At 63.1% G+C, this 12699-nt stretch carries 9 protein-coding genes; 5 read left to right on the forward strand and 4 right to left on the reverse strand.

The genetic code is table 11. From position 1 onward, the window contains the following. The first annotated feature begins 383 nt into the window (after window positions 1–383). Window positions 384–2066: an electron transfer flavoprotein-ubiquinone oxidoreductase gene (locus F3J45_RS27285; RefSeq protein WP_167070358.1), complete on the forward strand. Its 1683-nt coding sequence runs from the start codon at window positions 384–386 to the stop codon at window positions 2064–2066. 97 nt (window positions 2067–2163) lie between these two features. Here F3J45_RS27285 and F3J45_RS27290 read toward each other — a convergent pair whose 3' ends face one another. The 3 genes from F3J45_RS27290 to F3J45_RS27300 all read right to left on the reverse strand — a co-directional run bounded on the left by F3J45_RS27290 (window position 2164) and on the right by F3J45_RS27300 (window position 4690). Continuing rightward, window positions 2164–3504 carry an MFS transporter gene (locus tag F3J45_RS27290; protein ID WP_167070360.1) on the reverse strand — a complete coding sequence of 447 codons (1341 nt, stop codon included), beginning with the start codon at window positions 3502–3504 and terminating at the stop codon, window positions 2164–2166. 58 nt (window positions 3505–3562) lie between these two features. After that, complete coding sequence (locus tag F3J45_RS27295; RefSeq protein ID WP_167070362.1) at window positions 3563–4042, reverse strand: histidine kinase; 480 nt, start codon at window positions 4040–4042, stop codon at window positions 3563–3565. A 171-nt stretch (window positions 4043–4213) separates the two neighbouring features. Continuing rightward, on the reverse strand, window positions 4214–4690 hold the full coding sequence (locus F3J45_RS27300; RefSeq protein ID WP_167070364.1) for a sigma-70 family RNA polymerase sigma factor: 477 nt from the start codon (window positions 4688–4690) through the stop codon (window positions 4214–4216). Window positions 4691–4905: 215 nt separating this feature from the next. Between F3J45_RS27300 and F3J45_RS27305 the strand changes: the two genes are divergently transcribed. The 3 genes from F3J45_RS27305 to F3J45_RS27315 are packed head-to-tail and all read left to right on the forward strand — an operon-like array spanning window position 4906 to window position 9453. Then, a complete protein-coding gene (locus F3J45_RS27305; RefSeq protein WP_167070366.1) occupies window positions 4906–6081 on the forward strand; it encodes an efflux RND transporter periplasmic adaptor subunit in 1176 nt (391 codons plus the stop codon). Then, on the forward strand, window positions 6082–8046 hold the full coding sequence (locus F3J45_RS27310; protein WP_167070368.1) for a MacB family efflux pump subunit: 1965 nt from the start codon (window positions 6082–6084) through the stop codon (window positions 8044–8046). 3 nt (window positions 8047–8049) lie between these two features. Further along, a complete protein-coding gene (locus F3J45_RS27315) occupies window positions 8050–9453 on the forward strand; it encodes an efflux transporter outer membrane subunit (RefSeq protein WP_167070370.1) in 1404 nt (467 codons plus the stop codon). A 48-nt stretch (window positions 9454–9501) separates the two neighbouring features. Here the strand turns inward: F3J45_RS27315 and F3J45_RS27320 are convergent, their stop codons facing one another. Further along, window positions 9502–11124 (reverse strand): PvdJ/PvdD/PvdP-like protein, encoded by a 1623-nt coding sequence (locus F3J45_RS27320; protein ID WP_167070372.1) that lies wholly within the window; start codon window positions 11122–11124, stop codon window positions 9502–9504. A gap of 218 nt (window positions 11125–11342) precedes the next feature. On the opposite strand from F3J45_RS27320, the gene pvdM reads away from it, so the two are divergent. After that, window positions 11343–12689 carry a pyoverdine-tailoring dipeptidase-like protein PvdM gene (pvdM, locus tag F3J45_RS27325; RefSeq protein ID WP_167070374.1) on the forward strand — a complete coding sequence of 449 codons (1347 nt, stop codon included), beginning with the start codon at window positions 11343–11345 and terminating at the stop codon, window positions 12687–12689. Window positions 12690–12699 lie beyond the last annotated feature (10 nt).

Consider the following 12699-nt stretch of genomic DNA (forward strand, 5'->3'; position numbering starts at 1 on the left):
CCACGGGTCATTTCCTGTCGTGGCGTGTAAACTCCACTACAAACCGACCAAAAGCCGCAAAACCCTGCTCCACACCTGGTCTTTAGAGGTGTACCTGCGCCCGGCTGCAAGCCTACGGCGAACGTAAAACCGCTCGTATCTTGACCGTAACACCCAATCCGGTCAATACGGCAAATCGGTCACCCTCCAGCCGCGCTCCTTTGATTTTACGGGGCTTTGGCAAATTCAAACAAACGTTTGTATTGGACCCGTCCAGTGGTGTAGATATAATGCGCGCCAAGACAAAACGGTGTAGTCCGTCCCATTGCGTCGCTACAGTTTCGCGCCAGTGAAGCGCCACCGCACGCAAGCACCCATAAGACAAAGCAACAGCACGAGCCTTGATGAGTAGGAGAGAACCTGTGGAACGCGAATACATGGAATTCGACGTGGTCATCGTCGGCGCAGGCCCCGCGGGCCTGTCCGCCGCCTGCCGCCTGAAGCAGAAGGCCGCCGAAGCCGGTAGCGAAATCAGCGTCTGCGTGGTGGAAAAAGGCTCTGAAGTCGGCGCCCACATCCTCTCCGGCGCGGTGTTCGAGCCGCGCGCCCTGAACGAACTGTTCCCCGACTGGAAGGAACTCGGCGCGCCACTGAACACCGAGGTGAAGCGCGACGACATCTATGTGCTCAAGGATGCCGGCAGCTCGACCAAGGTGCCAGACCTGTTCGTGCCCAAAACCATGCACAACCAGGGCAACTACATCATCTCCCTGGGCAACCTGTGCCGCTGGCTGGCCCAGCAGGCCGAGAACCTGGGCGTGGAAATCTACCCGGGCTTCGCCGCCCAGGAAGCGCTGTTCGATGCAAACGGCGTGGTCCGTGGCATCGTCACCGGCGACCTGGGTGTCGACCGCGAAGGCAACCCGAAAGACGGCCTGTACACCCCCGGCATGGAACTGCGTGCCAAGTACACCCTGTTCGCCGAAGGCTGCCGTGGCCACATCGGCAAACAGCTGATCAAGCGCTTCAACCTCGACAGCGACGCCGACGTGCAGCACTACGGCATCGGCCTGAAGGAAATCTGGGAAATCGACCCAGCCAAGCACGAGCAGGGCCTGGTGGTACACACCGCCGGCTGGCCGCTGGACGTAATGGCCAAGGACAACACCGGTGGCTCGTTCCTCTATCACCTGGAAAACAACCAGGTGGTGGTCGGCTTGATCGTCGACCTGTCCTACGCCAACCCGTACCTGTCGCCGTTCGATGAGTTCCAGCGCCTCAAGCACCACCCGGTGATCAGCCAGTACCTCGAAGGAGGCAAGCGCATCAGCTACGGCGCCCGGGCCCTGGCCAAGGGCGGAATCAACTCGCTGCCGAAAATGGTGTTCAACGGCGGCGCCCTGATCGGTTGCGACCTGGGCACCATGAACGTGGCCAAGATCAAGGGCAGCCATACCGCCATGAAGTCGGGCATGCTCGCCGCCGAGGCAGTGGCCGAAGCGCTGGCCGCTGGCCGTGAGGGTGGCGATCAGCTCGACGGCTACGTCAGCGCGTTCAAGGCCAGCTGGCTGTACGAGGAACTGTTCGCCAGCCGCAACTTCGGCCCGGCCATGCACAAGTTCGGCCCCCTGCTGGGCGCGGCCTTCAACTATGTCGACCAGAACTGGTTCGGCGGCAAGCTGCCGTTCACCCTGCACGACACCAAGCCGGACTACGCCTGCCTGAAGCTGGCTGCTGACTCGAAGAAGATCGACTACCCCAAGCCAGACGGCAAGCTCAGCTTCGACAAGCTCAGCTCGGTATTCCTCTCCAGCACCAACCACGAAGAGGAACAACCCTGCCACCTGAAGCTGACCGACCCGAATGTGCCGATCGCCAGCAACCTGCCGCTGTACGACGAGCCGGCACAGCGCTATTGCCCAGCTGGCGTGTATGAGGTGGTGACCCAGGAAGACGGCAACAAGCGCTTCCAGATCAACGCGCAGAACTGCGTGCACTGCAAGACCTGCGACATCAAGGACCCGGCCCAGAACATCACCTGGGTGACCCCTGAGGGTGCGGGCGGGCCGAATTACCCGAACATGTAAACGGGTCAGAGGGCGCCGCTTGCGCGGCGCATCACACCGGGGCTGCTTTGCAGCCCATCGCGAGCTGCGCTCGCTCCTACAGGGGATTGCGGCGCGCCTACCGGGAGCGTGTGCACCCCGTAGGAGCGAGCGAAGCTCGCGATGCTTCTGAAGCTCCCCCCCGAGCCCGACGCCCGAAATACAGGGCCGTCAGCAACCCAACCGTGCCCATGACCAGGCAAAAACCCACACACACCCACGGGCTCCACGGCATCAGTGCAATCAGCGCCAACGGCGTGGTACTGGCCCACAACGCATAAGCCACGTTGTAGGTAAAGGAAATACCCGACACCCGAATCTCGGCCGGGAACAGCCCCACCATCACCGACGGCACCACCCCCACCACACCACAGGCAAGGCCAGCCAGCGCATAGGCCAGCCACGTCATGCCCCACTGCCCCACCAGGCTTGCGTACAACACGCCGATACCCAGCGGCAGCAGCAGGCTGTAGACCATCAGCGCACGCCACGCCCCCACGCGGTCCACCAGCAGCCCGGCCAGCACGCAGCCAATATTGAGAAACACGATACCCACGCTGCTCAGGGCAAAGGTATGCCCCGCCGTCATGGCAAAGCGCTGCTGCATCACCGTTGGGGTAATCACCACCAGCACCACCACGGCGGAGGTCAGCACGCAGGTCAACAAGGCCGCCGGAATCAACGCCGCGCGGTGTTCGGCCAGTACCTGGCGCAACGGGAACTTCACCGGCTGCGCCTGGCGCTCGCGCAAGGCCAGGAACACCGGCGTTTCACTAAGCCAGCGGCGCAGCCATACGCCGATCACGCCGAACACACCCCCCAGCAGGAACGGGTAGCGCCAGGCGTAGTCGAGAATTTCCTGGGGCGTGAACAGCTGGGCCAGCAGCGTCGCCGTCAGCGCCCCCAGCAGGTAACCGAAGGTCAGCCCCGCCTGCAGGAAGCCCAGGGCATACCCCCGGCGCCCGGGCGGCGCGTGCTCGGCGACGAAGGTCCAGGCGCTCGGCACCTCACCGCCCACCGCTGCCCCCTGCAGAATGCGCAGCGCCAGCAGGATCAACGGCGCCGCGTAGCCGATATCGGCGTAGGTCGGCATCACCCCGATCAGCAGGCACGGCAAGGCCATCATCAGGATGCTCAGGCTGAACACCCGCTTGCGCCCCAGGTGGTCGGCGAAGTGGGCCATCAAGATGCCGCCCAGTGGCCGCGCCAGGTAGCCGGTGACAAAGATCCCGAAGCTCTGCAACAGGCGCAGCCATTCGGGCATTTGCGGCGGGAAGAACAGCTGGCTGAGGGTCAGGGCAAAGAACACGAAGATGATGAAATCATAGATTTCCAGCGCGCCGCCCAGTGCCGCCAGGCCCAGGGTCCGGTGGTCGCCGCGGCTGAACCGGGGCGGGCGTGCGGTATCGATGGCAGTCATGGCAGGGTCCGCAGAATCGGCAAAGGGCAAGAGGATAGCAAAACCCTGCCCACCGCCCCTAACGGCTGAACACCGTCTGCCCGAAGTTCCTGTGCTTGCGGGTGTAGGCCGCGCTGCTGCCAAGGCCTGCTGGCAAGGCGATCTTGCCGACCAGCACCGGGCCGTCGATGATCGCCATGAACGACTCCAGCGCCTCGCTGTCCGGCGCCTGCGGCAGGCTCAGGCTCACCGCCTCGCGCTCGGTGGGTGGCACCACCGGCACCTTCAGGTGCTGCGAGTGGTACAGCAAGGCATGCTGGATCTGCGTGCTGACCCGGCAGAACCGCGCCAGGTCTACCCCGGCGTGGCTGGCCAGCTCGATGTTGCCCAAAAGCAGGTCGAACGGCTGCAAGGCGCTCTGCACCAGGCGCTGCAGCTCTTCGAAGCAATTAACGGGGGCAATGCGGTAGTAACCCAGGCCATTGAGCAGCTTTTCCAGCTGCAAGCGCTGGTAGGGATGCTCATCGGCGATCAGGATGCGCAGCGTCTTGTTCGTCATGGGCGGACCTGGGCAGTTGGAGTAATAAGGGCACGCTCCCTGACCAAACTGCGCCAGCAACAGGCAACCACCAGGCCATTTCCTGGAGGGGTCAATGTAGATAGTTGTCGGGAAACAGTGAGAAATCAAGTGGCCAGTACACAGAATTTTCACACGGCCCTTGGCGCCTGTTCAGCTTTCCCACTGGCGCATGCGTATCCGGCAATGCTTCATGGCGTTGACGATGTGCTTTTCCACCAGGCTGCGGGAAATGCCCAGGCGTTCGGCGATTTGCTGATGGGACAGGCCTTCGAGCTTGCGCAGCAGGAAGCTGTCGCGACAAGGCTGGCTCAATTCGGCCAGCGCTTTCTGCATCAATGAAAGCCGTTGCTCGGTCTGCACCTGCGGCGCAGTCACGGCGGCATAACAGCACTCGTCCTGATCAAGCACCTCAAGTGGTTCGGCTCTGCGCACCTGATGACGCCGATGGCGATCGACCACCAGGTTCAGTGCCGTGCGGTAGAGAAATGCACGCGGGTGCTCGACCTGCTGCAGACCGGGATACTCCAGCAACCGCAGGTAGGCATCGTGGGCCACATCTTCGGCTGCCTGGCGGCTACCCAATCGCGCACTAAGGAAATTCACCAATTCACGATAGTAGTGTTCCACAACGGCACCTGGATCGTCCCAGCACGGCAATGGCCTGCGCTGCCTGGAGGCTGAGTGATATCAGGGTGCGATCTTACAAATTATAATTATTCTCAGCAACTCGACACTGCAGCCCCGTCCCGGCTAAATCCATTCATGCCGCCTTCGTCTAACTGTGACCTCCGTGCGCGCCAAGTATGGCCGCGTGTGGCCCATCCCCCTGGCTGGAAGTCCGCATGAGACGCTTACCCCACAAACGCCACCGCATCCTCTTCGGTGCCTTGGGCCTGGTTGGACTGGGCAGCCTGCTGGCCTGGAAGAGCCTGCCCTTCGATGCCCAACCGGTCAGTACCGTCGCTGTCGTTCGGGCCGATATCGAAAGCAGCGTCACCGCCTTGGGCACCTTGCAACCGAGGCGCTACGTCGATGTCGGGGCACAAGCGTCGGGGCAGATTCGCACATTGCACGTCGAAGCGGGCGACCAGGTGCGCAAAGGCCAGTTGCTGGTGGAAATCGACCCTTCGACCCAGCAGGCAAAGCTCGACGCCGGGCGCTTCTCGATCGACACGCTCAAGGCACAGCTAAGTGAACAGCAGGCTCAGTCCACCCTGGCCCGCCAGCAGCTACAGCGCCAGCAACAACTGGCCAAGGCAGGTGCCACACGCGAGGAAGACCTGCAATCGGCCGAGGCACAGCTCAAGGTGGCCCAGGCTCGTATCGCGATGTACCAGGCGCAGATACTGCAAGCCAAGGCCAGCTTGCGCAGCGACGAGGCAGAATTGGGCTATACACGCATCTACGCACCCATCGACGGCACAGTGGTAGCAGTGGATGCGCGTGAAGGCCAGACACTCAATGCCCAGCAGCAGACGCCGCTGATCCTGCGTATCGCCAGGTTGTCACCGATGACCGTGTGGGCTCAGGTTTCAGAAGCCGACATTGGCAAGGTCAAGCCAGGCATGTCTGCCTACTTCACGACCTTGGCGGGCGGTAAGCGCCGTTGGAACAGTACGGTCCGGCAGATATTGCCCATTCCACCCAAGCCGCTGGAACAAACCAGCCGGGGCGGCAGCCCGGCCAGCGCCATTGCCAGCAGTACCAGCAGCCAAGTGGTGCAGTACACCGTGCTACTGGATGTCGACAACCCCGACGGTGCGCTCATGGCGGACATGACGACCCAGGTGTTCTTCGTCGCAGGCCAGGCCCGCCAGGTGCTAAGTGCACCGCTGGCGGCGTTCGATGACGGCGCCGGCGAAGGCATGCGCCTGGCCCAGGTATTGGGCGCCGATGGCCGGATCGAACAACGCCAGGTGCGTACCGGCCTGAGCGATCGGCTGCGAGTGCAAATTCTCGATGGCCTCAACGAAGGCGAGCGCCTGGTCATTGGCGCAACATTGGCCAGCGGAGGCTGAATGTCCACCCCCTTGATCGAACTGTGCGACATACGCAAGGCCTACGGCGGTATCGATACGCCAAGGGTCGAAGTGCTGCGCGGCATCAGCCTGAGCATTCTCCCCGGTGAATTCATCGCCATCGTCGGCGCCTCCGGCTCCGGCAAGTCGACGCTGATGAACATTCTCGGCTGCCTCGACCGCCCCACCAGCGGCAGCTATCGGTTCGCGGGCAAGGATGTGGCCGAGTTGGCCAGCGACGAACTGGCTTGGCTTCGGCGCGAGGCGTTCGGCTTCGTATTCCAAGGTTACCACCTGATCCCCTCGGCGTCGGCGCAAGAAAATGTGGAAATGCCTGCGATCTATGCAGGCACGCCCGCTGCCGAACGCCATGCACGCGCCACCACCCTGCTCGAACGATTGGGCCTAGGCAGCCGTACCAGCAACCGTCCGCATCAGTTGTCCGGCGGTCAGCAGCAGCGCGTGTCGATTGCCCGAGCCCTGATGAACGGAGGGCATATCATTCTGGCAGACGAGCCGACCGGAGCCCTGGACAGTCACAGCGGCACCGAGGTCATGGCCTTGCTCGACGAATTGGCCAGCCAGGGGCACGTGATTATCCTGATTACCCACGACCGCGAGGTCGCCGCACGAGCGCATCGGGTAGTGGAGATCCGCGACGGGCTGATGATCAGTGACAGCGCCACACAGCAGCCAGCCGACGACACCCGCGAAGGCCTGCAGGCTGGCGACTTGCGCCAACGCCTGGACCAGGGCGCGACCCTGCGTGGCGCCTGGAAGGGTGAGCCGCTCGAAGCACTGCAAGCCGCTTGGCGCGTGATGTGGATCAACCACTTCCGCACGGCCCTGACCCTGCTCGGAATCGTCATCGGCGTGGCCTCGGTCGTGGTCATGCTCGCCGTGGGCGAAGGCAGCAAGCGCCAGGTCATGGCGCAAATGGCAGCGTTCGGCTCCAATATCCTTTACCTCAATGGGCGCCACGCGACCCTGCGCGAACCTGCGGGTATCGTCTCACTTGATGATGTTGACGCCATTGCCGAGCTACCACAGGTCAAACGCATCATGCCGGTGATCGGTGGTGACGTGATGGTGCGCCATGGCAACAACAACCAGAAATTTTATGTCGGCGGCAACAATGTCGAGTTCCCCAACATACTCAACTGGCCCGTGGTCGAAGGCAGCTTTTTCAGCGAAGCCGACGAACGTGCCGGCGCCGCCGTGGCAGTAATCGGCCAGAAGGTGCGAGAGAAGCTCCTGGGGCCCGACGCCAATGCCCTAGGCCAGTACCTGCTGATCGGGAACGTGCCCTTCCAGGTGGTCGGCCTGCTTGCCGCCAAGGGGGCCAGCTCTGGGGATCAAAAGAGCGACGAGCGTATCGTGGTGCCCTATTCTGCCGCTTCTACCCGACTGTTCGGCAGCCATGACCCGGAGTACGTAATCATCGCCTCCGCCGACTCAGCCCGAGTGTCCGAGACCGAGGCAGCCATCGACCGGCTGATGCGCAAGCGCCATCAGGGCAAGGCCGACTTCGAGCTGACCAACGACGCTGCGTTGATCCAGGCCGAAGCCCGCACCCAGAACAGCCTGTCTCTGATGCTTGGGGCAATCGCGGCGATTTCGCTGTTGGTGGGGGGTATCGGCGTGATGAACATCATGCTCATGACCGTGCGCGAGCGCACCCGCGAGATCGGCATCCGCATGGCCACCGGCGCTCGACAGCGCGACATCCTGCGCCAGTTTCTGAGCGAGGCAGTGATGATGTCGATGGTGGGTGGCATAACCGGCATCCTCCTGGCCCTGTTGATCGGCGGCGGACTGCTGATGGCCAACATCGCGGTGGCCTTCGCCCTGCCAGCCATTCTCGGTGCGTTCAGTTGCGCCGTTGCCACCGGCATCGTGTTCGGCTTCATGCCGGCCCGCAAAGCCGCCCGACTCGACCCGGTCAAAGCCCTTACCAGCGAATAAGTCATGACATTGCCCAGCCGCCTCAACCTGCTGACCGTCTGCCTCTGCCTAACGGCCTGCAGTACGCCGCCTACGCCTGCCCCAGGTATCGCCACCCCGCTTGCCTGGCAGAGCGGCAGGGCAACAGATGTGGCCCCGTTGCCTGGCGCCCACTGGTGGAAGGCATTTTCCAGCCCCGAGCTGGATCATTTGATCGAACGCGCGCTCAGCAACGCCCACGATCTCGCGGCTGCCACCGCGCGGGTACGCCAGGCCCAGGCACGCGCCGTGGTAGCTGGCGCCTCCCTGCTTCCGGAGCTGCAGCTAGGCCTTAATGGCAACCGCCAGCACCTGCTGCACGGAGAGGGTAACGACCCGCTCGACGTCAGCAAGGACTATCCGACCTACCGTACGTTCGACCTTCAGCTCACCGCCAGCTACGAACTCGACTTCTGGGGCGGCCTTCGCGCTGCGCGGGCCAGCGCCCTGCATGAGCTCGATGCCAGCCGTTTCGACCGTCAGACGGTGGAGCTGACCCTGGTCAGCGCGGTGGCCGACAGTTACCTGCAGGGCCTGGCCTTGCAAGAGCGACTGCGCATCGCACGGCTCAATCTGAGCAATGCCCGCAACGTGCTAGACCTGATCCAAGCCCGCCGACAGGCGGGCTCGGCCACTCAGTTGGAGTTGGCGCAGCAGCGTGGCTTGGTGGCATCGCAGGAGCGTCAGTTACCGTTGCTAGAACAGCAGTGGCGAGACAGCAGGCTCATCCTTGCCAGCTTGCTCGGCGACCCGTTGCAAGCCTTGCCCGAGGCGGACCAGGCGCTGGCCAGCGTCCAATGGCCTGCCATCGGCAGCGGCGTGCCCAGCGACCTGCTACGCCGTCGCCCGGACATCGCTGCCGCCGAAGCGCGACTCGCCGCCGCCCATGCCAACGTGCAGGTGGCGCAGGCGGCGCTGCTACCCAAGATCACCCTCGGCGCCGCGTTGGGAACGGGGGCCACCACGTTCGCCCATATCCTCGACAGCAGCTACTCGCTACTCACAGCAGGCCTGGTTGCTCCGGTTTTCAACAATGGCCGACTGCGTGCCGAACGTGAGCTGGCCGAAGCCGAACAGCAAGAACTGCTGGAAAACTACCGTGGCAGCATCCTGGCCGGCTTTGCCGATGTCGAGAAAGCCCTCAATACCATTGAAGGTGTCGACCGTCAACGCCAGTGGCAAGACCTGGAAGTGCAGGAGGCCGGCACCGCGTTCGACCTCGCCGAGCAACGCTACGGCGCCGGGGCTGAAACCTTGCTGACGGTGCTGGAAACCCAACGCACTTTGTATGCAGCTCAAGACCAGCAAGCGCAGCTTCGCCTGGCCAGGCTACAAGGCAGCGTAGCGTTGTACAAGGCATTGGGAGGGGGGTGGCAGGTCGAGCTTTAGTTGCCAACGCAGGCCACGGCTCCTGTCGGCACAGGTACCGTGGCCTGGTCAGCGCTGCGCCAGCTTCAGGTTGCGCGCATACCAGGGCCGTTGCGGCACCTTCTCGCGCAAGCGGGAAAACAGGTCGTCCTCGGCAAAGATGATCCGCAGCGCCAGCTTCATGGTTTCCGGGTCCATTTCCACACTGTGCCCTGGCCGCAAGCCCGGCATCATCGAACAGCCATGGGTATCCGGGCCAAGCCACGGGTCGGCCACCTCGACCCAGCGGCCCGGCGCGAACCACGGCACGCCGTTGACTTCAGTGCGCTTTACCTGGCCTGGATGCAGGCGCTCGTGGGCGCGAAACCAGTCCTCGATACGGTCATCGATCCAACCATGAAAGTGCCAGAACATCGGATGCACATGGGATGAGAACGGGTCGCCGAGAAAATCGTTCTCCGGCTCGAACCAGCGTGCTGCGAAGTCTTCCGGCTGCCGGGCGAACGGTACTGGCAAACCACTGGAGGGGTCCCGGGGTACCGAGGCCCAGCGCATGTGTAGCCAATCATGGATGCCCAGTTCCATTTCCGAACCGAACTGGCCAAGGGTCAGGGTGCTCAGGTAGTGAGGGTCCGTGTAACGCGACTCCCACACCTGGAAATTGCCGTGGAAAGTATCTGGAGCTTTGATGTCACGCACCCACTGGGTATAGGCAGCATCGCCTGCAGCGCGCCAGGTGGGAGGCAAGGCGGTTCCGTCATGGTTGTCGAAATAATCGGCAAAGCCGCTGCGATCGCGCTCGAGCTCTGGCTGCGGCAGCGGAAAACGCGTCCACGATGGCAACGGCTGAACGGCCCTGGCGGCGCTCAGCATATGCCTGTGCATGAAGAAAAAGTCCTCGCCTGAGCCATTGCGGTCCTTGTGCCGGCCGCGGGCGTCACGCTCATGATCCCTTGGCCCTGGCTGCCAGCCAAGGCCACGCAAAGCGGCCTGTTTGTCCTCGGCAAGCTTGTGCCACTTGTCACGCGAGGCATGCCACAGCTGGTGGAACAAGCGATGCTCCGGCGCGACCAGACGGGCCAGCAGCGCCGGTGACAACGGCGTGCGTTGGCGTGCTTCGGGGAAACTGCGCTTGAGTGCGACAAAACGATTGTCCTCAACCGGCAGCGCCAAGGAACGATCCAGTACAGCGATGCGCCCATTGAGCGTCGCTTGACCGGCATTGCCGAACGCCCCCCACACTTCATCGAGCACGACGATGCATTGATACTGCACTTCGCCAGACTCCGTGGAGAACAAGCGCCAACGCAAGGTCCTGCCCGCATCGGCCAGAAGGTCGCCCACTACCCGGTAACGCGGCTCTTCGGCGCCGCGCAATCGCTCAGGGGTGTCGAGGTAGCCGCGCAGGCCACGCCCGCTGGAGGCAACGTCGAGAAACATCTCAAGCTCACCGTCTGGAAGGCCGAGCAAACCGGCATCGCGCCCTTGCAGGCTGAACTGCCAGATACCGCGCAAGGTGTCCCCCAACTGTTGCAGCGGGGCATCGGCCAGTTCCACCACCGCCTCACCAGGCGTTTCCGGAAACTGCTCATCGAACCGCTGGCGCTGCACATTCCGCGCATACATCACGCTGGGCACAACTACGCCCGTCAATGCCACACCGGCGATGAACCCGCGTCGAGAAATCGTCATTGCAACTACCTGAGCATTTATTGCGGCCATGGAGCATGGCTCCGTCCAAGGCTAGAACGTTGCCGCCTGGGCAAAATTTAAGAAGCCGCGGCATGGCCCTGGCGGGCGCCATCGATAAATTTGCCAGGCCTTCGCTCGTCCACCTGATACCCAAGTCTGCCCCTGCAGCGCGTCATGCACCGGCGGGCCGTCCCGATCAATCGTGCAATGAGATTGCAATGACCAAGACCCGTTCCCGCAAGGCCCTCTACATCGGCCTGCCCCTGGCGCTGGTGGCCGCTCTGGGGAGTGCCACCGGCTATTACTTCTGGCAACAGCAACATGCCGGTTACCCTCTGAAAATCGTCCAGCAGGCTAACGAACTGCACGAGCACATGCTCTCCTTCGACAGCCACGTGACCGTGCCGCTGGCGCTTGGCGGCAGCGGCCACGAAGCTGATAAGGACGGCCCTGGCCAGTTCGACCTGGTCAAGGCCAACCGTGGCCGCCTCTCCGGTGCGGCGCTCACCGTCTTTGGCTGGCCGGAAATCTGGAACGGCCCCAATGCGCCACATCGCCCCACTCCAGGCTTCGTCGACGCAGCGCGACAGGAGCAGGAAGCGCGCTACAAGATCATCACCGGCATGGTGCGGGACTTCCCCAACCAGGTTGGCATCGCCTATACCCCCGACGACTTCCGCCGCCTCAACGGCGAGGGCAAATTCGCCATCTTCATCAGCATGCTCAACGCCTACCCACTCGGCCATAACCTGTCCCAGCTGGACTTGTGGGCTTCGCGCGGCATGCGCATGTTCGGCTTCAGCTATGTGGGCAACAACGACTGGGCCGACTCGTCGCGCCCGCTGCCCTTCTTCAACGACACTGCCGATGCGCTGGGCGGTTTGTCGCCCCTGGGCGAACAAGCAGTCAAACGCCTCAATGACCTAGGCGTCATCATCGACGTATCACAGATGTCGACCCTGGCGCTGCAGGACGTCGCACGCCTGACCCGCGCACCGATCGTCGCGTCGCACTCGGCACCCCGGGCCCTGGTAGACATCCCGCGTAACCTGTCCGACAAGGAAATGCAGCTGATCAAGGACAGCGGTGGCGTGATTCAGGTGGTCGGCTTTGGCCAATACCTCAAACCGCTCACCCAGCCAGTGCTCGACAAGCTCAACGCCCTGCGTGCGCGCTTCGATCTGCCACCGTTGCAGAGTTTGACCAACGCGCTGATGCCGGGCGATGCGGTGATCGCCATCTGGCCCGAGGCCCGCTTCGGTGAATATGCAAGCGCGCTATACGCCATCCTCGAAGAAGAACCCAAGGCCACCCTCAAGCAGTACGTTGACGCGATCGACTACACGGTGAAGAAAGTCGGCATAGACCATGTCGGCATCGCCTCTGACTTCAACGATGGCGGCGGCCTGGAGGGCTGGAAGGATGTGAGTGAGATCCGCAATGTCACTGCCGAACTGCTGACGCGCGGCTATAGCGAGGCCGATATCGCCAAGCTCTGGGCGGGTAATTTCCTGCGGGCCTGGGCCCAAGTCCAAAAGGCCGCCACTCCTGTCGCCCATCGCTGAGACGAGCTTG

It is taken from the genome of Pantoea sp. Ap-967 (assembly GCF_011752565.1).
Classification (GTDB): domain Bacteria; phylum Pseudomonadota; class Gammaproteobacteria; order Pseudomonadales; family Pseudomonadaceae; genus Aquipseudomonas.

Bases quoted from the DNA above. Each gene is read 5' to 3' on its own strand.
- F3J45_RS27305 (WP_167070366.1), top strand. From the start codon at position 4,906: ATGAGACGCTTACCCCACAAACGCCACCGCATCCTCTTCGGTGCCTTG.
- F3J45_RS27315 (WP_167070370.1), top strand. From the start codon at position 8,050: ATGACATTGCCCAGCCGCCTCAACCTGCTGACCGTCTGCCTCTGCCTA.
- F3J45_RS27285 (WP_167070358.1), top strand. From the start codon at position 384: ATGAGTAGGAGAGAACCTGTGGAACGCGAATACATGGAATTCGACGTG.
- F3J45_RS27295 (WP_167070362.1), bottom strand. From the start codon at position 4,042: ATGACGAACAAGACGCTGCGCATCCTGATCGCCGATGAGCATCCCTAC.
- F3J45_RS27290 (WP_167070360.1), bottom strand. From the start codon at position 3,504: ATGACTGCCATCGATACCGCACGCCCGCCCCGGTTCAGCCGCGGCGAC.
- F3J45_RS27310 (WP_167070368.1), top strand. From the start codon at position 6,082: ATGTCCACCCCCTTGATCGAACTGTGCGACATACGCAAGGCCTACGGC.
- F3J45_RS27320 (WP_167070372.1), bottom strand. From the start codon at position 11,124: ATGACGATTTCTCGACGCGGGTTCATCGCCGGTGTGGCATTGACGGGC.
- pvdM (WP_167070374.1), top strand. From the start codon at position 11,343: ATGACCAAGACCCGTTCCCGCAAGGCCCTCTACATCGGCCTGCCCCTG.